Raw genomic sequence first — 23978 nt, 5'->3', positions numbered from 1 at the left:
CCGTGAGGGGCCTTAACCCGCCGCATTTTCCCCCGCCCAGATCGTCGCCGTTCTCATGGCATCGACAACGTCATCATCCGACAGCCCAAGACCGTTCGCTATCCTGGCCGCCTCCTCCCACTCCTGCTGTTCATAGTGGCGGCACAGCGCCACCATATCGGCTAACACGCCTTCCTGATGACACAGGGCCTGGCTGACAGCCTGCGGCACCGCTATTTGCTTCATCAACTCCGCCATTGGCAATTCAAGCAAGGTATCGAGCAGAGAGAACAGGCCACACATAAACGCGTTTTCCGCCAGCCCCGGCGCAGGCATCTTCTCTGCAATCAGCTCACAGAATTTGCCCCGCATCATGCTCAGAGGATACAGCTCGTCGACGGTGTCGTTGCCAGCACTGGCCAGCACCACCACCGCGACAAAGCGTCGCAGCTGATTTTCCCCCAGATACCTGAGGACTTCGCTGAGCGTTAACTTACTAAAATTGCAGGCACCGACGTGTTTAAACGCCGTGTGTTTCATATAACGCATGATTTTATAGGACAAGGTGAGATCGGTTTTTATTAACGACTCGATGATCCGAAAATCAGGTTTATTCCGCCCTACTTCCATCTGCAGGCGGAAAATCGCCAGTTGATTTTGTGATAAGCGCTTATATTTAATCACTTCAGGACGACAGAAAAAGTAACCCTGAAAAAGCGAAAAACCGGCATCACGATAGCGTTTGAATTCCTCTTTAGTCTCAACTTTTTCAGCGAGATACTTTATATGGTGGGTCAGGCTTTTACGTGTACGCAGGTAATCCTGAATTTGCGCTAAGGTATAATTTCTGACATCAAATTTAAGTACAGAAATATAGGGTAAAAAGCGATCCCATTCCGGCGCGAGGGTAAAATCATCAAGCGCAAAGCGATATCCGTGCGCATTCATCTCTTTCACGGCCTGCAATAACGCCTCGCCGGGAACCGCATCTTCAAGGATCTCGATGACCACGCTCTCCTTGTCCAGCGCTTCACCGCTACGGTCGATGACCATTCTGGATGGAAAGTTGATAAACAAGGTCTGTGTCCCGGCGATACGCTGAGACGGTACAGATAAAAAATGGTCGGATATCATTCTGGATGTTGCATATTCTGCCGATACATCCGGAAAACGGTTTGCCATCCCATCCCTGAAAAGCAGTTCATAAGCTACCGTATTCATATCCGGGTTAAAAATGGGTTGTCTCGCAATAAATCCGTACATATCCCATCCTCCTTATCGACGTTATATTTATTAGCATCCTCTTTCTACACCACGATAACGAGCATTATTAAGCACTATTTTGATTGAATGCACAAAATAATAGCATCCACACTAATTAACAGGGCTTATATTCTGGTTTAGTAAACATCATTAATGGTAATTTCAGCGGACGAGTTTATAAAAAAAAAGCACCCACTGAATGGGTGCCTTTTCATACTGTCGCTATTACAGACCTTTGAGCAGCTTATCGACGAACTCGGGTACGACCTCGCTTGCCAGCCCATAGTGCTTCTCTTCAAATTCGCTTCCCACCTGGCTGGGTTCGAGGTTCAGCTCTACGGTATGCGCACCGTGCAGACGCGCTTCGTGAACAAACCCCGCCGCCGGATAGACATGCCCTGAGGTACCGATGGCGATAAACACATCCGCCATGGCCAGCGCGCTGTAAATCTCATCCATCCCCAGCGGCATTTCACCAAACCAGACCACATGCGGACGCAGACGCGAAGGGAACTGGCAGCAGTGACATTTATCCTCAGGCAGCACGTCCTCTTTCCAGTCCAGCACCTGGCCGCTCCAGGCACAGCGCACCTTCAGTAGCTCGCCGTGCATGTGGATGATGTTTTTGTTGCCGGCTCGCTCGTGCAGGTTATCGATATTCTGCGTAACCAGCAGAAAACGGTCACCCAGCGCCTCCTCCAGCTTCGCCAGCGCCAGATGCGCCGGATTAGGCGCTATTTCTGGCTGCTGAAGCTGACGACGGCGGGCATTGTAAAATGCCTGCACAAGATCCGGGTCACGGGCGAAGCCTTCTGGTGTCGCCACATCCTCAACACGGTGCTCTTCCCACAACCCGTCCGCAGCACGGAAGGTTCGAATACCGGACTCGGCAGAGATCCCCGCCCCGGTCAGCACCACCACTCTGGGTTTATCCATCGCTTCTGGCATCATTCTGTCTCTGAAAAAGATCCGCTGGCGCAAGCGCTCACGTAAGCGGCGTTTATTTTTGCGAAAACGGCTGAGTCGACCCTGGCGACGCGACAGCATAGTAACCTCGTAAACTAGTCGGTGAGATGAAGGAATGCGGCTCCGCGCATGCCTCCTGCGTCCCCGTGTCGCGCACGTTCAATACGCGGCACGCGGGCGACTGGCAATAAATGTCGGGGCAGACGCCCGGACAGGTGTTCCGTTATCGCGGTAAAGTTTGATAACCCGCCCCCAATCACCAGCAGATCCGGATCGACGATGGTGAGGATATTCCCCAGACACACCGCCAGCAGATCGAGATAACGTTCAACGTGCTCTCGCGCCTGCGCATCGCCTTGCTCCCACAGGGTAATGATTTGAGGGGCTTCGAGTTTCTGATGATAGAAGTGTTCGTAAAGCCATGCAAACCCACGACCTGACAGGTAGTTCTCAATACAGCCATGCTGACCACAGCCGCAGCGGGTAAGCGGGAAATCGCGTCCCACGATCTCAAGCGCATCTACCGGTAAACGGATATGACCAAACTCTCCCGTGATATAGCTGCGCCCGGTGATCGGTTTGCCATTAATAACAATTCCCCCGCCAACGCCGGTGCCAAGGATCAACCCCATCACCAGCGGATAGTGACGGAATTCATCATCCCAGGCTTCAGAGAGCGCAAAGCAGTTGGCATCGTTATCTAAACGCACGTCGCGTTCAAGGAGAGCAGAGAGATCGGCGCGCAGCGGTTTGCCGCTGGCAGCAGGTACGTTGGCGGCATACAGCGTGCCGTCGTCGGTTTCAGGCATGCCTGGAATGCCGATGCCGACGCTGCCTTTCACGCCAAAGCGTTCATCCGCTTGCGCCACCAGCGCGGCAATGGCGGTTAAAAATTCATCGTAGCTTTCGCGCGGCGTGGGAACGCGGGTTTCCCACTGCAGTTTGAGATCGTTATCAAACGCGCCGAGCGCAATTTTGGTGCCGCCAATATCAAATCCGTAATACATAACGCATTCCTCTTTTAACCTGGCGGCCCGTAAGCCGCTAGATCATGACGTAATTACTGGCCACTTAATACCCTCGCCGGATCAATTCGGCTTGCGCGACGCGCCGGATACCAGCTTGCCAGCAGACTCAGTAAAAGTGCTGTAACCAGCACATAAATAACGTCCAGCCAGTGCAATTCAGACGGCAGGAAGTCAATAAAATAGATATCACCCGACAGGAACTGGTGGCCGATCAGCTTCTCAATTCCGTTGATGATTGGCGTGAGCTGTAACGACACCACGACGCCAATCACCACCCCGCACAGGCTACCGAACAGCCCCGCCAGCAGACCATACCAGACAAAGATGGCGCGAATAAGACCGTCCTTTGCCCCAAGGGTACGCAGAACCGCGATGTCGCCACTCTTGTCTTTGACCGCCATAACCAGCGTCGAGACGATATTAAAGCACGCCACACCAATCACCAGCACCATCGCCAGATACATGATGGCGCGGATCATCTGGATATCACGATACATATACCCGTAAGTGCCGATCCAGCTTTTGATGTAGACATAGTTATTGGTCACGCTGCCCGCATCACGCACCAGTTTATTGGCATTGAAGACGTCGTTGACCTTAATGGCGATGCCCGTCACGCTGTCGCCCATGTCCAGATACTGACGTGCGTCTTCCAGCGGTACCATTGCAAAGCTGTGATCGAGTTGACCGCTCAGTTGCAGGATCCCGGTGACGTGCAGACGCACGCGCTTAGGCTGCTGCAATTTATGGTCAGCGCTGGCGTTTGGGATCATGATCGACACCCAGTCGCCCTGCTTCACTTTCAGCGCGTCGGCCACACCTTTGCCCATGATGATCTGTTGCTCACCGGCCTTAAAGTTTGCCCACGCGCCGTTCTGCACATACTTCGGCAGCGCGCTCAGACGCGCCTCCTGCGCCGGGTTCACCCCTTTCACCTGGATGGCGCGCAGGTTAACACCGCTTTCCACCAGCCCTGTAAAGTTGATGTAAGGTGCAGCGGCGGCAATGCCCGGCACGTTTTCCACTTTGCTGAGGGCATCACGCCAGTTGTTCCACGGCTGATTAACCGGTTCGATTTCGCCGTGCGGCACAACGGCCAGAATACGGTTATTCAGCTCACGCTCAAAACCGTTCATGGCGCTTAATCCCACAATCAATACCGCCACGCCGAGCGCAATACCGATGGTGGAGATCACCGAGATCAGGGAGACCATCCCGCCGCGACGGCGGCCGCGACTGAAGCGTAGCCCGATGAGTAACGATAACGGTGAGGCCATTACTCCGCTCCCATCAGAGTCAGTTCAGCGTTCAGATGACCGTCACGCATCTCAAGCTGGCGCCCCATCCGTTTTGCCAGCTGCAAATCGTGGGTCACCACCAGAAACGCCGTCCCCTGTGAGGCATTCAGCTCACCCAGAAGCTGGAAAATACTGTCAGCATTGCGCGCATCCAGGTTGCCGGTTGGTTCATCCGCCAGCACCAGACGCGGGTTGTTCACCAGCGCACGGGCAATTGCCACACGCTGACGCTCGCCACCGGACAGCTCAGACGGGCGGTGGTCACCGCGATGCCCCAGGCCTACGGCTTTCAGCATGTCGCTGGCACGGGCATTAATTTCTGCCGGTTTCTTTTTACCAATCAGCAAAGGCATCGCCACGTTTTCCAGTGCCGTGAAATCCGGCAACAGGTGGTGGAACTGGTAGATAAAGCCCAGCTCACGGTTACGCAGCTCCGCTTTTGCCGCAGAAGACATTTTGCTCATCGGCTGGCCTGAGAAAATTACGTCGCCACTGGTCGGCGTATCCAGCCCGCCCAGCAGGTGTAATAAGGTACTTTTGCCGGAACCGGAGCTGCCGACAATCGCCATCATCTCGCCTTCGCCCACGCTGAAGCTCACATTGTGCAGCACATCAGTCTGTACAGAGCCTTCCTGATAGCGTTTGGACAGGTTGTCGCATTGCAACAGGATCTTATTCATAACGTAAAGCCTCAGCGGGTTGAGTGGCGGCAGCGCGCCAGGAAGGATAGAGCGTAGAAAGCAGCGCAATGGCCATCGCGGCCAGCGCAATACCGACCACCTGCAGCGGTTCGATAGCAACCGGCAGCGCCGCGCCATCAAGCAGCGCGCCGATGATCGGCATTAAGTTATTCAACTGACTGGCCAGCAGCGCCCCGAGAACGGCCCCGAGTAACGCGCCAATGATCCCGGCGCTGGCCCCCTGCACCATAAAGACGGCCATAATCTGGCGCGGCGTCAGCCCCTGGGTTTGCAGGATGGCAACTTCGCCCTGCTTTTCCATTACCATCAGACCAAGCGAGGTGATGATGTTAAACGCCGCGACCGCGACGATCAGGCTCAGCAGCAGGCCCATCATATTTTTTTCCATACGCACGGCCTGGAACAGTTCGCCTTTACGCTCGCGCCAGTCCTGCCATTTTGTGCCTTCCGGCAAGGTTTGCTGGCTGAGGGTATCGACCTTCAGCGGTGCGTCGAGCCACAGACGCCAGCCGGTAATGTTGCCCACCGGATAACGCATCAGACGCGAAGCATCCTGGATATTCATGAGCATCTGGTAGCCGTCAACTTCGCTGTTGGCGGCAAACGTGCCAATAACCGTGAACAGACGCTGGCTGGGCAAACGTCCCATCGGCGTAAACTGGCTGGCAGACGGCACCATCACGCGCAGCTGGTCGCCACGGTTCACGCCAAGCTGCCCGGCAAGCTGCTCGCCGAGGATGACGTTGTATTTGCCCGCTTCCAGATCGCTTTGCTTCACGTTGACCAGATACGGCGTGAGCGGATCTTTTTGCGCCGGGTCAATCCCCAGCATGACGCCCACCGCCACGCTGCGGGCGCTTTGCAGGACGACATCGCCCGTTGTCACCGGCGCAACGCGCGTGACACCCTGTAACTTCGCCGCACTTTCCGGCAGTTGTTGCGGGTTAACGGAACCGTTGGTAGAAGAGAGAATGGCCTGCGGCATCAGCCCCAGGATGTTGTTTTGCAGCTCGCGCTCAAAGCCGTTCATGACGGAAAGCACCGTCACCAGAGCCATCACGCCAAGCGTAATGCCAATAGTCGAAAGCCAGGAGACAAAGCGACCGAAACGGTCCGCGGCGCGCCCACGCATGTAGCGTAAGCCTATGAAGAGTGCGACAGGTTGATACATGAAGTCCGTCTGTTTGCTGATAGCAGACCCACGAGTATATAAGCGAATCCGTTAAGCGTAAATGACTGAAACAGTAAGCTTTGGTAATCATTTTTCTGAAAAATTCAGATAAATCAGAATGCTACTCTTCGAATTATGGCGCTACACCCTCCACCTTTTCCGAAAAACTTCCTGATACAGACTGTTTCCCGTTACATCCCGGCTGCGTTTACCAACAATTGTTCGTTCGTTTATGGCAATAAGGTAGTTGCGAACAATGAAGCAAAAAGCATTATGGATTAACCAGATAAAGGGGCTGTGTATCTGCCTGGTGGTAATCTATCATTCGGTTATCACATTTTATCCCCATCTGACGGGGCTACAACATCCGTTGTCCGGTCTTCTCGCCAAATGCTGGGTCTATTTTAACCTTTATCTCGCGCCCTTCCGTATGCCGGTATTTTTCTTCATATCCGGTTATCTGATCCGTCGTTATATTGACGAGGTGAACTGGCGCACCAGTTTTGACAAACGGATCTGGAGCATTGTCTGGGTCCTTGCGCTGTGGGGCGTATTGCAATGGCAGGCGCTGAGCCACCTCAATGCCTGGCTGGCACCTGAACGTGACCTGGCCACCTCCTCGAACGCCGCGTATGCCGATTCACTTTCTGGGTTTGCGTGGGGGATGCTCACTGCCAGCACCAGCCTGTGGTATCTGTACGCCCTGGTGGTCTATTTCACGCTATGTAAACTGCTTAGCCGCTGGAAGCTGCCCGTACTGGTGCTGCTGGCACTGGCCAGCATCACGATCAATTTCCTGCCGCTGCCGTGGTGGGGAATGAACAGCGTGGTACGCAATATGATCTACTACAGCCTTGGCGCGTGGTATGGCGCAGAGCTGATGGCCTGGATGAAGGGGCTGAACCTGCGTCGCACCTGGCTGGCGCTGGCCGCTTTTGCTGCGGTCTCCGTGGTACTGTGGTTTGCTAACGTTCCGCTGCTGCTTTCCCTGCTGTCGATCGTGCTGATCATGAAGCTTTTCTATAGCCTCGAGCAGCGTTATGCCGTTCACCCCAGCAACCTGCTTAACGTTATCGGCTCAAACACCATCGCTATCTACACCACGCACCGCATCCTGATAGAGGCCTTCAGCCTGTTCCTGATTGGTGAGATGAATGCTGCCTACTGGCCGGTCTGGGCCGAGCTTGCCTTAATCCTGGTCTACCCATTTGCCAGCCTGCTGATCTGCACCCTCGCCGGGCTTGGCGTACGCAAAATATCGACGGCACTGTTTGGCGATCTGTTCTTCTCTCCCCCTTCCGCGAGCGCACTGTCTCCGGCAACCCGATAATACCGCCCTCGCCCCCGTCCGGGGGCGAATCTTCCCGCGTTGCAGTTCAGATTTGCTTATGCAAAACGATCGAGGATAATAAAGACATTGCGTATCAGTGATATGCCCCAATACTGTTGGTATATCCACAAGAGACTCTGACATAGCCATGCCTGAACACTATCGTTATTCCCTGCCTGTCAAAGCGGGCGACCAGCGCCAGCTGGGCGAACTCACTGGCGCTGCGTGCGCCACGCTGGTGGCAGAAATCGCTGAGCGACATCCTGGTCCGGTGGTGCTGGTCGCCCCGGATATGCAAAATGCGCTGCGACTGCATGATGAAATTCGCCAGTTCACCGATAACCTGGTCTTCAGTCTGGCCGACTGGGAAACGCTGCCGTATGACAGCTTCTCCCCGCATCAGGAGATCATCTCCTCGCGCCTGTCGACCCTCTATCAGTTACCGACCATGCAGCGCGGCGTGCTGATCGTTCCGGTCAACACCCTGATGCAGCGCGTCTGTCCTCACAGCTATTTGCACGGCCATGCGCTGGTGATGAAAAAAGGTCAGCGCCTGTCCCGGGACGATCTGCGCGCGCAACTGGACAGCGCCGGATACCGTCATGTCGATCAGGTTATGGAGCACGGGGAATACGCCACGCGCGGTGCGTTGCTCGACCTGTACCCGATGGGCAGCGACCAGCCGTATCGACTGGACTTCTTCGACGATGAGATCGACAGCCTGCGCGTATTCGACGCCGACACGCAGCGCACGCTGGAAGAAGTGGAAGCCATCAATTTATTACCCGCCCATGAATTCCCGACGGACAAAACCGCTATCGAGCTGTTCCGCAGCCAGTGGCGCGACAAGTTCGACGTTAAGCGCGACGCTGAGCATATCTATCAGCAGGTCAGCAAAGGTACGCTTCCTGCCGGGATCGAATACTGGCAGCCGCTGTTCTTTAACGAGCCATTGCCCGCCCTGTTCAGCTACTTCCCGGCGAACACGTTGATTGTGAACACCGGTGATATCGACGCCAGCGCCAGCCGCTTTGAGAGCGAAACCCGCGCGCGCTTTGAAAACCGGGGCGTAGACCCAATGCGTCCGCTGCTGCCGCCTGAAGCGCTGTGGCTGCGCACCGACGAGCTCAACGCCGAACTCAAGCGCTGGCCGCGCGTACAGCTGAAAACCGATACGCTTGCCGATAAAGCTGCCAACACCAACCTTGCATTCCAGAAGCTGCCAGATTTAGCCGTTCAGGCACAGCAGAAATCCCCGCTGGAGAGTCTGCGCAAGTTCCTCGATGCCTTTACCGGCCCGGTTGTCTTCTCCGTTGAGAGTGAAGGCCGCCGTGAAGCGCTGGGCGAACTGCTGGGACGGATTAAAGTTGCTCCGAAACGCATTTTGCGCCTGAGCGAAGCCACGGGGACGGGGCGTTACCTGATGATCGGTGCCGCCGAGCACGGGTTTATCGATACCCTCAACAACGTGGCATTAATCTGTGAAAGCGACCTGCTGGGTGAACGTGTTGCGCGCCGCCGTCAGGACAGCCGTCGCACCATTAACCCGGATACGCTGATCCGCAACCTGGCGGAACTCCATCCGGGCCAGCCGATTGTGCACCTTGAACATGGCGTGGGTCGTTATCAGGGGATGACGACGCTGGAAGCCGGTGGCATCAAAGGCGAATACCTGATGCTGACCTACGCCAACGACGCCAAACTCTACGTGCCGGTCTCATCCCTGCATCTGATCAGCCGCTACGCCGGGGGTGCAGAAGAGAATGCACCATTGCATAAACTGGGCGGTGACGCCTGGGCACGCGCCCGGCAGAAAGCGGCGGAAAAAGTGCGTGATGTGGCGGCCGAGCTGCTGGATATCTATGCCCAGCGTGCGGCCAAAGAGGGCTTTGCCTTTAAGCATGATAAAGAGCAGTACCAGCTGTTCTGCGACAGCTTCCCGTTTGAAACCACGCCGGACCAGGCTCAGGCCATCAATGCCGTGTTAAGCGACATGTGTCAGCCGCTGGCAATGGACAGGCTGGTCTGTGGCGATGTCGGCTTCGGGAAAACCGAAGTAGCCATGCGCGCGGCGTTCCTCGCCGTTGAGAATAACAAGCAGGTGGCGGTGCTGGTACCCACTACCCTGCTCGCTCAGCAGCACTTCGATAACTTCCGCGACCGCTTTGCCAACTGGCCGGTACGCATCGAGATGCTGTCACGTTTTCGCAGTACCAAAGAGCAAACGCAAATCCTGGAGCAGGCCAGCGAGGGTAAGATCGATATTCTGATCGGCACCCACAAACTGCTGCAGAGCGACGTGAAGTGGAAAGATCTGGGGCTGTTGATTGTTGATGAAGAGCACCGTTTCGGGGTACGCCATAAAGAGCGTATTAAAGCGATGCGTGCCGACGTCGATATCCTGACCCTGACCGCGACGCCGATCCCGCGAACCCTGAACATGGCGATGAGCGGCATGCGCGATCTGTCAATTATCGCCACGCCGCCGGCGCGTCGTCTGGCCGTGAAAACCTTTGTGCGCGAATACGACAATCTGGTGGTGCGCGAGGCCATTCTGCGTGAGGTGCTGCGCGGCGGTCAGGTCTATTACCTCTACAACGACGTGGAAAATATCCAGAAAGCGGCAGACCGCCTGGCAGAGCTGGTGCCGGAAGCGCGTATTGCCATCGGTCACGGGCAAATGCGCGAGCGCGAGCTGGAACGGGTGATGAACGACTTCCACCACCAGCGCTTTAACGTGCTGGTGTGTACGACCATCATTGAGACCGGGATCGATATCCCGACGGCCAACACCATCATTATTGAACGCGCGGATCATTTCGGTCTGGCACAGCTTCATCAGCTGCGTGGCCGCGTCGGGCGTTCGCACCATCAGGCCTATGCATGGCTGCTGACGCCGCATCCAAAAGCGATGACCACCGATGCGCAAAAACGTCTGGAAGCGATCGCCTCGCTGGAAGATCTGGGCGCTGGCTTTGCACTGGCGACGCACGACCTGGAGATCCGCGGTGCGGGTGAGCTGTTGGGTGAAGATCAAAGTGGCTCGATGGAAACCATCGGTTTCTCGCTCTACATGGAGTTGCTGGAAAACGCGGTCGATGCCCTCAAGGCCGGACGCGAACCGTCGCTGGAAGATCTCACCAGCCAGCAAACCGAAGTTGAGCTACGCATGCCGTCTCTGCTGCCGGACGATTTCATTCCGGATGTGAACACCCGCCTGTCGTTCTACAAACGTATCGCCAGTGCGAAAAATGAGAACGAGCTGGAAGAGATCAAAGTCGAGCTTATTGACCGCTTTGGCCTGCTCCCGGATGCAGCACGCAACTTGCTGGATATCGCGCGGCTGCGTCAGCAGGCGCAGAAGCTGGGCATCCGTAAGCTTGAGGGCAACGAGAAAGGCGGCGTGATTGAGTTTGCCGAGAAAAACCACGTTAACCCTACGTGGCTCATCGGTTTACTGCAAAAGCAGCCGCAGCATTTCCGCCTGGATGGGCCAACGCGGCTGAAATTTACGCAGGAGCTGACGGAGCGTAAAACCCGTATGGACTGGGTACGCAACTTTATGCGCCAGCTGGAAGAGAACGCGATCGCATAATCTGCTCTGCCCCCGGTTGCGCCATGCTACCGGGGGTAACAATTTACAAACTCTTTTCACTTCACCCGATCTTCCCGACAGACCCCTTCGCCATAATTATCACTAACCGTTATAAAACAATCACCCTGTCATTTATATGGATTATAGTGATGATGACCTCTTCGCGTTTCACTCGCTGGATAACCGTGTTAGCGCTGGCCGCAACGGTCGCGGTTGCACTTCCCGCTCGCGCAAACACCTGGCCACTCCCGCCTGCAGGCAGTAAGGTGGTTGGGGAAAACCGTTTTCATGTGGTTGAAAACAATGGTGGATCGCTTGAGGCGATTGCCAAAAAATATAACGTCGGCTTTCTGGCCTTACTGCAGGCCAACCCCGGCGTTGACCCTTATGTCCCGCGCGCTGGCAGCGTGTTAACCATCCCGCTGCAGACGATTTTGCCGGATGCGCCGCGCGAGGGGATCGTGATAAACCTTGCCGAACTGCGTCTTTACTATTACCCGCCCGGTAAAAATGAGGTGACCGTATACCCTATTGGTATTGGCCAGTTGGGCGGCGACACGCTGACCCCGACGATGGTTACCACCGTATCAGACAAGCGTGCAAACCCAACCTGGACGCCAACGGCCAATATTCGTGCCCGCTATAAAGCGCAGGGGATCGATCTGCCCGCCGTTGTACCGGCCGGCCCGGATAACCCAATGGGCCACCATGCCATCCGCCTCGCGGCCTATGGCGGCGTGTACCTGTTACATGGAACGAACGCGGACTTTGGTATTGGCATGCGCGTCAGCTCCGGCTGTATTCGTCTGCGCGATGACGATATCAAAACGCTCTTCAACCTGGTCACGCCGGGCACCAAAGTGAACATCATTAATACCCCGATCAAGGTCTCTGAGGAGCCAGGCGGAGTGCGACTGGTTGAAATTCACCAGCCTTTATCGAAAAACATTGATGACGATCCGCAGACGCTGCCAATCAACCTGAATGCGGCGATGGTGAGTTTTAAAACCGATGCAAGGACGGATGGCATTGTGATGGAGCGGGCAATGGAAGCACGTTCGGGCATGCCGACTGACGTCACACGACATCATGGTGTCGCCCAGCAGTCGATGTAAACCCAAACGCAAAAACGCCCTGCACATGCAGGGCGTTTTTTTAGCAGTGGCATAAATGAGGGTTTAGCCAGGCTTATTTGTAAATAACAGCGGTACCGTGAAGGGTGTTAGGACCGGTTACAGAGGTAATGCGGAACGATTTCGCACCCATCTCATCCGCTTTTTGCGCCAGCTGGTCTTCCAGTGAACCCAGGTTAGTCCCGGCGCTGGCAGAGATGGTCCCTACTTTATGCTGGTCAGCAGGCGTTGACTGGACTTCCACAGCAGCAAAGCTTGCGAAAGAGAGTGAGCTAAGAACAGCAGCGGCGATGAGGGTTTTTACGTTTTTCATGATTTTTACCTTTGGCAGATGAATTTTGAGGTCGTTAGCTATTTAGTTAACGATCGATAGGTAAATGATAGATGTGATCCAGCTCACACGTCAACATATTTTTATAACGACCATTAAATTAATTTTAATTCCTTTGTTTTTCATACCCATATGATTAATTTATTTTTCAGAAAACAGCACTGGTGGTGAAATGCGTTTATTTTTATAATGGTTATTCAACAAACCAACAGAGGACCAACGGCAAATGACAACCGATGTCACGAGTTGTGCGAAGAAAAGCCGTGGCCGACCAAAAGTGTTCGACAGGGATGCAGCGCTTGATAAGGCCATGACTCTCTTCTGGCAACATGGGTATGAAGCGACTTCGCTTTCCGATCTGGTAGAAGCCACCGGAGCCAAAGCGCCGACGCTGTATGCGGAATTCACGAATAAAGAGGGGTTGTTCAGGGCGGTACTGGACCGATACATCTCTCGCTTCGCATCGCGATACGAAGCACAGCTATTTTGTGAAGAGAAAACGGTTGAGCAGGCATTGCATGACTATTTCACCGCCATCGCCACCTGCTTCACCAGCAAAGAGACGCCCGCGGGCTGTTTTATGATTAACACCTCCGCGACGCTTGCGGCCTCCTCGAAAGAGATCGCCAACACGGTGAAATCGCGTCATGCCATGCAGGAGGAGACGCTCAGCACCTTCCTGGCCCAGCGCCAGCAGCGTGGTGAAATTCCGGCGCATTGCCGCCCTCAGGAATTAGCACAATACCTGAGCTGTATTTTACAGGGGATGTCGATTAGCGCCCGAGAAGGGGCGACGCTGGAAAAACTGCAGCATATCACCGAGACCACCCTGCGACTGTGGCCCGAACTGCTTAAAATACAGGGCTAAAAAAAAGCTCCTCAGCCTGAGCGCTTGAGGAGCTAAGTTCAGAGAACATCTTTTTTACGCTTTGTTATTCAGTACCAGCTGGCCATTTCCATCCAGCGGAATTTGTGTGCCAGGGTCTCTGTCCATACGGATTTTGCCCTGCTGGTCACCAATTTTGTACGTCACGTCATAACCCAGCATTTTTTCCGACTTGTCATAGACGGTTTTACAGCGCTGCTGTGTCGTGGTGTACGTATCGTTATCCTGCATTGCGCCCTGCACCTGGTTACCGGCATAGCCGCCACCCAGCGCACCGACCACGGTTGCCACATCTTTACCACGGCCGCCACCAAACTGGTGACCAATCACCCCGCCTGCTACCGCGCCCAGCACAGAGCCGGCAATACGGTTTTCATCCTGAACCGGACGACGATGGGTGACAGAGACGTTACGGCACTCCTGACGAGGCGTTTTAACTGTTTCTTTAATCGGGGTTGCAGAAACCACCTGCGCATACTGTGGGCCGCGATTCAGTACGTTGAGACTGGCAACGGCAGCCACACCTAACGCAGCAGCGACGCCAATCCCTATACCCGCCAACATTGATTTATTCACGGGACTTCCTCCTTTGTTGCTATTGGTAACAATTTTGCAATGCAGGCTACGCTTCGCCAATAAGACAAAGGCTCAAAAAAGTGGCTTTCAGGAGAGTGACTGGGCGTTTAGGAGAACTCTTAATCACTCAATCTGTGATGAGCAGCATGATATGCTAAAAAATCCCTCCGGAGGGCCCGGAGGGAGAGAAAAATTAGTGCAGCTTCAGACGTGGACGGATCACGCGGTTGATTCGCCCTACCAGCATCATCAGGCCGGTTTTGAAGTAGCCGTGCAGCGCAATCTGGTGCATACGGTACAGGGAGATATAGACAAAGCGTGCGATGCGCCCTTCTACCATCATCGAGCCGCGCATCAGGTTCCCCATCAGGCTGCCTACGGTTGAGAAGTTTGACAACGAAACCAGAGAGCCGTGGTCTTTGTAGACGTAGGCCTTCATTGGCTTGCCTTTGCGCTGTGCCAGAATATTGTGCAGCACCAGGCTTGCCATCTGATGCGCTGCCTGGGCGCGAGGAGGCACGAAACCGCCTTCTGGACGCGCGCATGACGCACAGTCACCAATCGCGAAAATCTCTGGATCGCGCGTGGTTTGCAGCGTCGGCTCGGTCACCAGCTGATTGATACGGTTGGTTTCCAGCCCGCCAATGTCTTTCATGAAATCAGGTGCTTTGATACCCGCCGCCCAGACCATCAGATCCGCTTTGATGTACTCGCCATCCTTGGTGTGCAGGCCACCTTCGTCTGCGCTGGTCACCATCGTCTGGGTGAGAACACGTACGCCCAGTTTGGTCAGTTCGTTATGCGCCGCGCCAGAAATACGCGGAGGCAGCGCAGGCAGAATACGCTCACCTGCCTCAACCAGCGTTACGTTCAGCGCTTCATTGGTTAACCCTTTGTACCCGTAGCTGTGCAGCTGTTTTACCGCATTGTGCAGCTCAGCGGAGAGTTCAACGCCCGTTGCGCCACCGCCTACAATGGCGATATTCACCTTACCATTCGCACCCATGTTATTGGTGTACTTCAGGAACAGGTTCAGCATTTCCTGGTGGAAACGACGCGCCTGGTGCGGGTTATCCAGGAAAATGCAGTGCTCTTTCACACCCGGGGTGTTGAAATCGTTGGAGGTACTGCCCAGCGCCATGACCAGTGTGTCATAGGCAAGCTTGCGCTCCGGGACCAGCAACTCCCCTTTTTCGTCACGCAGCTCGGCCAGGGTAATGGTTTTGCTCTCACGGTTGATATCCACCACGGAACCCAGCTGGAACTGGAAATGGTGGTTACGTGCGTGCGCCAGATAGCTCAGCGCGTCCACGCCCTCATCCAGTGAACCGGTCGCCACTTCGTGCAGCAACGGTTTCCACAGGTGGCTGTGGTTACGATCCACCAGCGTGATTTTGGCTTTTTTGCCGCGCCCCAGCTTCTTACCCAACTGTGTCGCCAGCTCCAGCCCGCCAGCACCACCGCCTACAATCACTATCTTTTTCAATGGCGTAGTCAACGTGACCCCCTCAAATTATTAACCAATTGTTAATTAAAAGTTATAAAAATAACCCTTAATTAACAACAGGTTACAGCACTGAAACCATTCAGGTGCATTGAGAATACCACGTCAGGAGCATTGGTCATACCAAAATTGATGTGCATCAAGTTTTGGTGGCTTAAAAGTAGACAATTCTGCAGAAAAAGAAAGCCCGGCACGCTTTCGCGGCCGGGCCTGGGAGATCTTATGCAGTATCTTAGCCCAGTGTTTTGAAGGCTTTGATGCGCTGCAGATGCGGGGAGATATTCTTGAACTTGTGGGTCTGTTCTTCGTCCCAGACAATTTCATAGTAGTGATGCAACAGCTCAGCCGCACGGTGGCTGTTGAGCGCCTCATCATTACGCGAAAGGATCACCAGACAGCGGTCGCGGTTCTTTTCACGGAAATTGCTGACGCACTTGGTGGCAATATCGACATACTCTTCTGGGCGGTCAATCTTGCCTTCCATGTTCTCGTTCGGGAACAGGTTAGGATTGAATACCACCTGGCGAATATCGCACAGGAACCCAATCCGCTCCGCCCAGTAGCCACCCAGCCCCACGCCGCAAATCAGCGGGCGATCATCGATGTTGAGCTGCAGCATCTTGTCCACTTCTTTGAGCAGATGCTGCATGTCATGTTTCGGATGGCGCGTGCTGTAGCTGATCAGCCGTACATCCGGATCGATAAACTGCAGTTGCAGTACCTTCTCATGATTACCAGGACTGTTTGAGTCAAAACCGTGTAAATAGATGATCATCGTCTTCTCACCACGCTACGCCTTCCGGGAGGATTTACAGGCTGGCTTTATGTGCCTGCCAGCGCTCATTCAGTGCTTCAAGCCGGGCGTTAACCGCTTTCCAGCGTGCCGAATCCATCAGCTCCTGACGGCTAAATGAACCTTTATGATACAAATGTGTAACACGCTCTGCATTGATCGGCGACAGGTTATCCAGCACGCTGACTGCGCCTTTACGATTATTGCAGACGAGGATCATATCGCAACCTGCGTCGAGCGACGCCTGCCCACGCTCCGCGTAGCTGCCCATGATCGCCGCCCCTTCCATCGACAAATCGTCGGAGAAGATCACGCCGTTGAAACCGAGCTCCTGACGCAGCACGTTTTTTAACCAGTGCGGAGAACCGCTCGCCGGGCGCGGGTCGACGTCACTGTAAATCACATGCGCAGGCATAATGGCATCCAGCTTGTTATCGCTAATCAGCGAGCGGAACACCGACATATCTTTGGCACGAATTTCCGCCTCCGGGCGCGGATCACGCGGAGTCTCTTTATGTGAATCCGCCGTCACGGCGCCGTGCCCCGGGAAGTGTTTACCGGTGGTTTTCATTCCTGCATCGTGCATGCCGTCGATAAAGCGGGTGGCCATCTCCAGCGCAATACGGGGATCGCTATGGTAAGAGCGCTCGCCAATTGCCGCACTGATATGCCCTACGTCCAGCACCGGGGCAAAACTGATGTCGATATCCATGGCAATCATCTCGCTGGCCATCAGCCAGCCGGCCTCCTGGGCCAGATTTCCGCCCTCTTCGGTGCCGAGCAGCGCCGCGAAAGACTGGGCCGCGGGCAGACGGGTGAAGCCCTCACGGAAACGCTGCACGCGCCCGCCTTCCTGATCGACGGCCACGACCAGATGATTACGCGACGCCGCGCGGATCTGGCGAACCAGCTCACGCAACTGCGCCGGATCGTGATAGTTGCGGGTAAACAGGATGAGCCCCCCCACCAGCGGGTGCGCCAGAATTTCACGCTCCTCCGCATCCAGTTCAAACCCTTCTACATCCAACATGACTGGACCCACAGCAACCTCTCTTATCCTTTAATGTGTAACTGGCGCCAGGCATCATCTGCCAGCGCAATAAATTGTTTCTCGCCGGACTGCTGAAAACGCATTTCAAACCAGCCCGCCATCAGCATGACGACCCAGGGCCGCCAGCGTCTGACCTGACGCGCCAGCTGTCCCGCGTCCAGATGCGCAATGCGGGCGTAATCGCCGATCAGTCTTTGGCGCGCTGTATCATCTTCCACCCAGACGGCCGCCAGCTCCAGTGCCACATCCCCATCACCGGCATACTCCCAGTCGATAAGCCTGATGCCGGTGGACGTATGCACAATATTTCCGGCATGAACATCCATGTGTAATGGCGACAGCCGAAGCGGCTGAGGCTCTCCCGCAGTGCGTAACCGTTTAAGCTGCGCAAGCCACCGTGGGGTACGTCTGTCCGGTGAGGCTCGCTGCCAGTATTGTTCCAGCAAAGGGAGCAGCGTGACTCGCCACCCCAGACACGGCTGATGGTGCAACTGACAGAGCGTCGTCGCAAGCGTAGCGCTGTCGGGCAGCGTATGCCGGATCTCCCCTGCCAGATACTCTACCGCCATCCAGCCCTGTCTGAAAAAGCGCGGGGCTGGCACGAGATCCGCCGGTAGACGCTTCAGGGCACGAAACTGACGGCGAAAATGGGAAACGGGGGCTAAGGGATCGTGGTGATGACGCAACACCAGACGCTGCTCGCCCTGTTCCAGAATGCAACTCGCGCCGCCAAGCCCGGAGTGGGCCTGCGGCGCGATAAGACGATACTGCGGAAAATAACGCGTGAGGATCGCTTCACGCGTGCAGTCAGAGTTGCGTAACCGCACCTTTACCTGACCAGATAATCTCGCCTGTCTGGACCAGCATCAGCTGCATCTGCAGGGCTGGCGTATTCACGTTACCGGTGGCATTAGAGTACAGCACATACTGCGCACCAACGTTACGGGCAATCCCCATCGCCTTACTGCGCGTACCGAGGCTGTCCTGTGGCGACAGACCAAGCTGCTGTTTGGCTACTGCCAGCTGCTGTGCGGAAACCAGCGTAAACTTGCCGTTATTGGCCAGTGCATTGCGCAGGGTTTCTGTCGCTTCCCCGGCATTGAGTGAACCGTTAGTCCGGTTATTTACGCTATCCACCAGCAGTACGCTGCCTGCCGTCACGCCCTGCGCCTGCAGCATTTTGCCCACCATCGGTTGCATCGCACCGTTCCAGTCATAATGACGCACGCGCGGCGTTGGCTGGGAGGTCTGGTCCGGATGTTCAATCGGGCCAGGCTGCGACGGGATCGTCGGTACAGACGGCACGGTTGGCTGCGGTTGCGTTGGCTGTGTCGGCTGCTCCGTACCCGGTTTTGCCTCGTCCACCGGCGCAGGCTGTTCGGTTCGCGTCACACATCCTGCAAGGAACAGTGCAAAAGCTGTCACGAGCGCATAACGGCTCATATTTTTAATCAAGGTTCACCTCTTACAGATAAAGATAAAGTCTCACCTTATGCGCACCCAGATAGTTGGCGCTACCATAGAGCGTTACCGACGATCCTGCCGGAATGGTCACGCTGCGCGGCGCTTCCAGCGGGTGCATTTCAAGACCCCGTACGTCATACCAGAAGAAACGGTAGTGCACCGTCACCGGTTCGTGTCTTTCGTTAAAGAGCGTAGAGGACGCAGAAGATTTAATTTCACTGATGGTCAACGTAGGTTGTTCTGCGGTGATGCCCGCGGCAAGTACCGATGACTCCATCACCAGCGTCTGTTCATCGCTGACGGGAATGGCCGGGCGCGTGCTGCACCCCACCATTACCAATGTCATTGCCAGCGCTGCAATACGCCCTTTTAACATGTCAAAGACCTTTATGTGACAGCATCGGTCCCAGAGGACGCCCACCCAGAAGATGCATATGAATATGATAAACTTCCTGACCACCATGGCGATTACAGTTCATGATCAAACGGTAACCGTCTTCAGCAATCCCCTCCTGCTCGGCGATTTTCGCGGCTACCGTCAGCATACGGCCTAACGCCACTTCATGCTCGGCTTTTACGTCATTGACGGTGGGAATCAGAATATTTGGAATGATAAGGATATGAGTCGGAGCCTGAGGAGAAATATCTCTGAAAGCCGTCACCAGCTCATCCTGATAAACGATATCCGAAGGGATTTCGCGGCGGATAATTTTACTGAAAATGGTTTCTTCAGCCATGACCTGTTCCTTTGTAGTTTAATCTGGCGTGGTGCGTCCGCTATTAACACAATCTCTGCATGAGTGTGTGGCACAATGGAAGAGTATGAGCGACTTTCTCCTGTCCTTTCAACCTTCTCCCCGGATTTCTTTCCTGAAAGCGTTTCAGCTGACTGAAGAGTAACCGCTCTCGACGCTTCACCACCTGAAACATAATTTCATTTCCTTTTGACACATCTGTTTACAGTGCTAATTACAATGCGTATATTTCGCATTTGCATTTTCATGCGCATTTTTAACATAGAAAACGACGTCAGCCCGTTCTCACGGGACTGTCGCACTCACCTTTCACCATTCAGTAAGGGTTTGATGATGTCTTTCATTTATCACACCAGGGATGGGCAACCGCAGCCAGCCGCCACGCCTTCGTTGCTGGCTGCCTGTATTGCTTTGGCATTGATGCCAGCCGTCAGTTTCGCCGCCTCTGCAACCGAAGATACCGTGGTTGTCGAGGGCGGTTTTGATAACGCACAGGACCCGTCCAGCAGTCAGGATACGGACTACAGCGTTAAGACCACCACCACGGGGACGAAACTGTTACTGGTTCCCCGCGATATTCCGCAGTCCGTCAGCGTCATTAGCCAGCAGCGTATGGCAGATCAGAATCTGCAATCCCTCGGTCAGGTGTTAACTAACACCACCGGCGTCACCGCGCAGGTACAGGACAGCGACCGGACGGTATTTTACTCGCGCGGCTTCTTTGTCAGTAACTATGCGTATGATGATCTGCCAACCTCCATCAGCGAAGTATGGAACTTTGGCGACACCGCCGCCGATACCGCCATTTACGATCGTATTGAAGTGGTACGCGGCGCAACCGGCCTGATGTCCGGCACGGGAAATCCCGCCGCCTACGTCAACATGGTACGTAAGCATGCAGACAGCAATGAATTTAAAGGCAATGTCTCCGCCAGTTACGGTAGCTGGGACAAACAACGCTACGTGCTGGATCTGCAGGCTCCGCTGTTAGAGTCGGGTAACGTGCGCGGTCGTCTTATTACGGGTTATCAGGACAACGACAGTTTTGTTGATAACTACCACTACCGCAAAAAGTTCCTCTATGGCGTGGTCGATGCGGACGTGACTGACAGCACCACCCTGTCTGTGGGCTATGAATATCAGGAAAGCGATACCGATAACCCAACCTGGGGCGGCCTGCCAACCTGGTACAGCGATGGCAGCAAAACCCATTACAACCGCAGCCAGACCGTTGCACCAGACTGGGCTTATTCAGATAAAGACAACACCCGTATTTTCGCCAACCTCACCCAACGCTTCGACAACGGCTGGGAAGCCCACATCAACGGCATGCATGCCGACACCAACTTCGACAGCAAACTGATGTATATGTCCGGCTACCCGGATAAAGAGACCGGTGCGGGTATGGTCGGATATGGCGGCTGGAACCGCGGTGAACGTAAGCAGGATGCGGTGGATGCCTTCCTGCGCGGCGGTTTCGATCTTTTCGGTCGCCAGCATGAGATGATGTTTGGCGGTAGCTTCAGCCGCCAGCGTAACCACTATGACAACACCATGCCGGACGCGCTGTACGGCATGGTTGACGTGGGTAACTTCAAAAACTGGAACGGGAATATCGCCGATCCGCAGTGGACCCCCTGGAAGCTTTACAGTCAGGATGATATCCGCCAGTCTTCAGCCTATACCTCAGCCCGCTTCTCGCTTGCCGATCCGCTATCTCTGATCCTCGGTGCGCGTTATACCCATTACAACATTCGCTATAACCCGGCGGGCTCCCCGGACACCCGCCTGGAAAGCAGTAAGGACGATGTAACGCCATATGCGGGCCTTGTTTATGATATCAATGAAGACTGGTCAACCTACGTCAGTTATACCTCCATCTTCCAGCCTCAGGACAAACGTGACGCCAGCGGCCGCTACCTGGACCCGACAACGGGGAAAAGCTATGAAGCCGGGGTGAAAGCAGACTGGTTTAGTACGCGCCTGTCCACCTCGCTCGCCCTCTTCCGCATTGAGCAGGATAATGTGGCGAATAATACCTACACCTACATGCCCAGCGGCGAGTCAATTTATGAATCTCTGGATGGGGTCGTCAGTAAAGGGATCGAGTTCGAGCTAAACGGCGCCCTGACCGATAACTGGCAGTTGACCTTCGGCGCAACCCGCTACATTGCTGAAGACAAGCGCGGCAACGCGGTAAGTTCCGATCAGCCTCGTACCACAATGAAGCTCTTTACCCGTTATCAACTGCCCATGCTACCTGCACTGGCAGTGGGCGGCGGGGTGAACTGGCAGAATAAAGTCTGGAACGATGTAGATGGCGGCCCGGCAGGCCGATCACGGGCAGAACAAGGCAGCTACGCGCTGGTTAACCTGTTCAGCCGGTATCAGGTTACTAAAGATTTTGCTGTCCAGGCTAACATCAACAACCTGTTCGACAAAGAGTATTACGACTACGTCGGCTCTTATGTGGTATATGGCGCGCCGCTGAACGTCTCTGTAAGCGCGAGCTACGACTTCTGAATGTTCAGCCGCTACCCGGCATAACAAAACTGCAGGCATAAAAAAGGCAGCCATTCGGCTGCCTTAGTCTCCCCAGGTCACAGCTTAGCTGTTGCGGATGTATTCATCCATTTCGGTTTTCAGGTTATCGGATTTGGTACCGAAGATTGCCTGAACACCAGAACCTGCAACAACCACACCCGCTGCGCCCAGTTTTTTCAGACCCGGCTGGTCTACTTTCGCAACATCGGCAACGCTCACACGCAGACGAGTGATACACGCGTCCAGGTTAGTGATGTTCTCTTTACCGCCGAATGCTGCAACCAGTGCCGGAGCCATTTCGCTGGTCGCGCCTGCTTTGCTGTCTTCTGTTGCATCTTCACGACCTGGCGTTTTCAGGTCCAGTGCTTTGATCAGCACGCGGAAGATGGTGTAGTAAACAACGGCGTAGCACGCACCCACGATTGGGAACAGCCACAGTTTGCTGCTGTTACCGGACAGAACGATGAAGTCGATCAGGCCGTGTGAGAAGGACGTACCGTCACGCATACCTAGCAGGATACAGATTGGGAACGCCAGACCCGCCAGAATCGCGTGGATAACGTACAGGATCGGCGCAACGAACATGAAGGAGAACTCGATCGGCTCGGTGATACCGGTCAGGAACGAGGTCAGCGCTGCGGAGATCATGATACCGCCCACTTTTGCACGGTTCTCTGGTTTAGCAGAGTGCCAGATTGCAATTGCCGCGGCTGGCAGACCATACATTTTGAACAGGAAGCCACCAGACAGTTTACCTGCAGTTGGGTCACCCGCCATGTAACGTGGGATATCACCGTGGAATACCTGACCCGCTGCGTTGGTGAATTCACCAATCTGCATCTGGAATGGAACGTTCCAGATGTGGTGCAGACCAAATGGCACCAGGCAACGCTCGATGAAGCCGTAGATACCGAACGCCACAACCGGGTTCTGATAAGCAGCCCACTGAGAGAAGGTCTGGATTGCCGTACCGATTGGTGGCCAGATGAAGGACAGGATCACACCCGTGAAAATCGCTGCCAGACCAGAGATGATCGGAACGAAACGCTTGCCCGCGAAGAAGCCCAGGTACTCAGGCAGCTTGATGCGATAGAAGCGGTTAAACATATACGCTGCAATCGCACCGGAGATGATACCGCCCAGAACACCGGTATCCGCCAGGTGTTTCGCTGCGATCTCTTCAGCAGGTAAATGCAGAACCAGCGGTGCAACCACAGCCATGGTTTTCACCATGATGCCGTAGGCAACCACAGAAGCCAGCGCAGAAACGCCGTCGTTATTGGTGAAGCCCAGAGCAACACCGATAGCGAAGATCAGCGGCATGTTAGCAAAGACAGAACCGCCTGCTTCGGCCATTACGTGGGACACTACGGCTGGCAGCCAGCTGAAGTTTGCAGAACCGACACCCAGCAGGATACCTGCGATAGGCAGTACGGATACTGGCAGCATCAGCGATTTACCGACCTTTTGCAGGTTAGCAAATGCATTCTTAAACATAATTGAGAGTGCTCCTGAGTATTTGTGCTTTTTTTACGCTTTCACGCATTGGCCCGGGGGGAGTACCGTGCCGTGGACAGGACATCTAAGCGCCCTTTATTTATTACACAGAG

At 54.8% G+C, this 23978-nt stretch carries 21 protein-coding genes; 5 read left to right on the top strand and 16 right to left on the bottom strand.

Going from position 1 to position 23978, the window contains the following annotated elements:
* Positions 1–12: 12 nt before the first annotated feature.
* From ACQG22_RS09040 to lolC, 6 genes are all read right to left on the bottom strand, one after another.
* Positions 13–1242, bottom strand: a complete 1230-nt coding sequence (locus ACQG22_RS09040; RefSeq protein WP_045295791.1) for an EAL and HDOD domain-containing protein — start codon at positions 1240–1242, stop codon at positions 13–15.
* 225 nt (positions 1243–1467) lie between these two features.
* The gene (gene cobB / locus ACQG22_RS09035; protein ID WP_029881967.1) at positions 1468–2289 is read right to left on the bottom strand and encodes a Sir2 family NAD+-dependent deacetylase; all 822 of its coding nucleotides are present in this window, start codon (positions 2287–2289) and stop codon (positions 1468–1470) included.
* Between the two features lie 14 nt (positions 2290–2303).
* A complete protein-coding gene (gene nagK / locus ACQG22_RS09030) occupies positions 2304–3215 on the bottom strand; it encodes an N-acetylglucosamine kinase (RefSeq protein WP_062856434.1) in 912 nt (303 codons plus the stop codon).
* A gap of 53 nt (positions 3216–3268) precedes the next feature.
* Positions 3269–4513 (bottom strand): lipoprotein-releasing ABC transporter permease subunit LolE, encoded by a 1245-nt coding sequence (gene lolE, locus ACQG22_RS09025; RefSeq protein ID WP_013097096.1) that lies wholly within the window; start codon positions 4511–4513, stop codon positions 3269–3271.
* Positions 4513–5214 (bottom strand): lipoprotein-releasing ABC transporter ATP-binding protein LolD, encoded by a 702-nt coding sequence (lolD, locus tag ACQG22_RS09020; protein ID WP_013097097.1) that lies wholly within the window; start codon positions 5212–5214, stop codon positions 4513–4515. Before lolD ends, lolE begins: the two co-directional genes overlap by 1 nt.
* A complete protein-coding gene (lolC, locus tag ACQG22_RS09015) occupies positions 5207–6406 on the bottom strand; it encodes a lipoprotein-releasing ABC transporter permease subunit LolC (RefSeq protein WP_013097098.1) in 1200 nt (399 codons plus the stop codon). The genes lolD and lolC overlap by 8 nt, the downstream gene beginning before the upstream one ends.
* Before the next feature lie 256 nt (positions 6407–6662).
* On the opposite strand from lolC, the gene ACQG22_RS09010 reads away from it, so the two are divergent.
* The 3 genes from ACQG22_RS09010 (at position 6663) to ldtC (ending at position 12446) form a co-directional block, all read left to right on the top strand.
* Positions 6663–7736 (top strand): acyltransferase family protein, encoded by a 1074-nt coding sequence (locus tag ACQG22_RS09010; protein ID WP_129327755.1) that lies wholly within the window; start codon positions 6663–6665, stop codon positions 7734–7736.
* Positions 7737–7884: 148 nt separating this feature from the next.
* Positions 7885–11331: a transcription-repair coupling factor gene (mfd, locus tag ACQG22_RS09005; RefSeq protein ID WP_020689586.1), complete on the top strand. Its 3447-nt coding sequence runs from the start codon at positions 7885–7887 to the stop codon at positions 11329–11331.
* A 149-nt stretch (positions 11332–11480) separates the two neighbouring features.
* On the top strand, positions 11481–12446 hold the full coding sequence (gene ldtC, locus ACQG22_RS09000) for a L,D-transpeptidase LdtC (protein ID WP_020689587.1): 966 nt from the start codon (positions 11481–11483) through the stop codon (positions 12444–12446).
* A 73-nt stretch (positions 12447–12519) separates the two neighbouring features.
* Here ldtC and bhsA read toward each other — a convergent pair whose 3' ends face one another.
* Positions 12520–12777 carry a multiple stress resistance protein BhsA gene (gene bhsA / locus ACQG22_RS08995; protein ID WP_013097102.1) on the bottom strand — a complete coding sequence of 86 codons (258 nt, stop codon included), beginning with the start codon at positions 12775–12777 and terminating at the stop codon, positions 12520–12522.
* Between the two features lie 244 nt (positions 12778–13021).
* Here bhsA and ACQG22_RS08990 point away from each other — a divergent pair, with 244 nt between their 5' ends.
* Positions 13022–13663 carry a TetR/AcrR family transcriptional regulator gene (locus ACQG22_RS08990; protein WP_013097103.1) on the top strand — a complete coding sequence of 214 codons (642 nt, stop codon included), beginning with the start codon at positions 13022–13024 and terminating at the stop codon, positions 13661–13663.
* Positions 13664–13717: 54 nt separating this feature from the next.
* Here ACQG22_RS08990 and ACQG22_RS08985 read toward each other — a convergent pair whose 3' ends face one another.
* From ACQG22_RS08985 to hinT, 8 genes are all read right to left on the bottom strand, one after another.
* Entirely contained in the window at positions 13718–14257 is a 540-nt protein-coding gene (locus ACQG22_RS08985; RefSeq protein WP_013097104.1) for a glycine zipper 2TM domain-containing protein, read from the bottom strand.
* 193 nt (positions 14258–14450) lie between these two features.
* Positions 14451–15755, bottom strand: a complete 1305-nt coding sequence (locus ACQG22_RS08980; protein ID WP_013097105.1) for an NAD(P)/FAD-dependent oxidoreductase — start codon at positions 15753–15755, stop codon at positions 14451–14453.
* A 238-nt stretch (positions 15756–15993) separates the two neighbouring features.
* Positions 15994–16536 (bottom strand): alpha/beta hydrolase YcfP, encoded by a 543-nt coding sequence (gene ycfP / locus ACQG22_RS08975; protein ID WP_013097106.1) that lies wholly within the window; start codon positions 16534–16536, stop codon positions 15994–15996.
* A gap of 34 nt (positions 16537–16570) precedes the next feature.
* A complete protein-coding gene (nagZ, locus tag ACQG22_RS08970) occupies positions 16571–17596 on the bottom strand; it encodes a beta-N-acetylhexosaminidase (protein ID WP_038979819.1) in 1026 nt (341 codons plus the stop codon).
* Between the two features lie 11 nt (positions 17597–17607).
* Positions 17608–18432, bottom strand: a complete 825-nt coding sequence (thiK, locus tag ACQG22_RS08965) for a thiamine kinase (protein ID WP_013097108.1) — start codon at positions 18430–18432, stop codon at positions 17608–17610.
* Positions 18413–19057, bottom strand: a complete 645-nt coding sequence (gene lpoB / locus ACQG22_RS08960) for a penicillin-binding protein activator LpoB (protein WP_104668931.1) — start codon at positions 19055–19057, stop codon at positions 18413–18415. Before lpoB ends, thiK begins: the two co-directional genes overlap by 20 nt.
* Positions 19058–19070: 13 nt before the next feature.
* On the bottom strand, positions 19071–19445 hold the full coding sequence (locus tag ACQG22_RS08955) for a YcfL family protein (RefSeq protein WP_023621894.1): 375 nt from the start codon (positions 19443–19445) through the stop codon (positions 19071–19073).
* 1 nt (position 19446) lies between these two features.
* Positions 19447–19806, bottom strand: coding sequence for a purine nucleoside phosphoramidase (gene hinT, locus ACQG22_RS08950; RefSeq protein WP_013097111.1), 360 nt, complete (start codon positions 19804–19806; stop codon positions 19447–19449).
* 351 nt (positions 19807–20157) lie between these two features.
* On the opposite strand from hinT, the gene fhuE reads away from it, so the two are divergent.
* Entirely contained in the window at positions 20158–22347 is a 2190-nt protein-coding gene (gene fhuE / locus ACQG22_RS08945; RefSeq protein ID WP_369706448.1) for a ferric-rhodotorulic acid/ferric-coprogen receptor FhuE, read from the top strand.
* A gap of 84 nt (positions 22348–22431) precedes the next feature.
* Here fhuE and ptsG read toward each other — a convergent pair whose 3' ends face one another.
* Positions 22432–23865 (bottom strand): PTS glucose transporter subunit IIBC, encoded by a 1434-nt coding sequence (gene ptsG, locus ACQG22_RS08940; RefSeq protein ID WP_013097113.1) that lies wholly within the window; start codon positions 23863–23865, stop codon positions 22432–22434.
* Positions 23866–23978: the final 113 nt, after the last annotated feature.

Origin of the sequence: Enterobacter cloacae complex sp. 309I3 (assembly GCF_050031595.1) — a bacterium.
GTDB classification, from domain to species: domain Bacteria; phylum Pseudomonadota; class Gammaproteobacteria; order Enterobacterales; family Enterobacteriaceae; genus Enterobacter; species Enterobacter cloacae.
The sequence above is the reverse complement of the archived record's forward strand: the minus strand, read 5'-3'. Positions and strand labels throughout refer to the sequence as shown.

What these genes read in the sequence shown, in the direction of transcription:
- ACQG22_RS08955 (WP_023621894.1), bottom strand. Translation starts at nt 19,445, where the DNA reads ATGTTAAAAGGGCGTATTGCAGCGCTGGCAATGACATTGGTAATGGTG.
- ycfP (WP_013097106.1), bottom strand. Translation starts at nt 16,536, where the DNA reads ATGATCATCTATTTACACGGTTTTGACTCAAACAGTCCTGGTAATCAT.
- ldtC (WP_020689587.1), top strand. Translation starts at nt 11,481, where the DNA reads ATGATGACCTCTTCGCGTTTCACTCGCTGGATAACCGTGTTAGCGCTG.
- ACQG22_RS08990 (WP_013097103.1), top strand. Translation starts at nt 13,022, where the DNA reads ATGACAACCGATGTCACGAGTTGTGCGAAGAAAAGCCGTGGCCGACCA.
- ACQG22_RS09010 (WP_129327755.1), top strand. Translation starts at nt 6,663, where the DNA reads ATGAAGCAAAAAGCATTATGGATTAACCAGATAAAGGGGCTGTGTATC.
- ACQG22_RS09040 (WP_045295791.1), bottom strand. Translation starts at nt 1,242, where the DNA reads ATGTACGGATTTATTGCGAGACAACCCATTTTTAACCCGGATATGAAT.
- nagK (WP_062856434.1), bottom strand. Translation starts at nt 3,215, where the DNA reads ATGTATTACGGATTTGATATTGGCGGCACCAAAATTGCGCTCGGCGCG.
- bhsA (WP_013097102.1), bottom strand. Translation starts at nt 12,777, where the DNA reads ATGAAAAACGTAAAAACCCTCATCGCCGCTGCTGTTCTTAGCTCACTC.
- mfd (WP_020689586.1), top strand. Translation starts at nt 7,885, where the DNA reads ATGCCTGAACACTATCGTTATTCCCTGCCTGTCAAAGCGGGCGACCAG.
- hinT (WP_013097111.1), bottom strand. Translation starts at nt 19,806, where the DNA reads ATGGCTGAAGAAACCATTTTCAGTAAAATTATCCGCCGCGAAATCCCT.
- lolE (WP_013097096.1), bottom strand. Translation starts at nt 4,513, where the DNA reads ATGGCCTCACCGTTATCGTTACTCATCGGGCTACGCTTCAGTCGCGGC.
- lolC (WP_013097098.1), bottom strand. Translation starts at nt 6,406, where the DNA reads ATGTATCAACCTGTCGCACTCTTCATAGGCTTACGCTACATGCGTGGG.
- ptsG (WP_013097113.1), bottom strand. Translation starts at nt 23,865, where the DNA reads ATGTTTAAGAATGCATTTGCTAACCTGCAAAAGGTCGGTAAATCGCTG.
- lolD (WP_013097097.1), bottom strand. Translation starts at nt 5,214, where the DNA reads ATGAATAAGATCCTGTTGCAATGCGACAACCTGTCCAAACGCTATCAG.
- fhuE (WP_369706448.1), top strand. Translation starts at nt 20,158, where the DNA reads ATGTCTTTCATTTATCACACCAGGGATGGGCAACCGCAGCCAGCCGCC.
- cobB (WP_029881967.1), bottom strand. Translation starts at nt 2,289, where the DNA reads ATGCTGTCGCGTCGCCAGGGTCGACTCAGCCGTTTTCGCAAAAATAAA.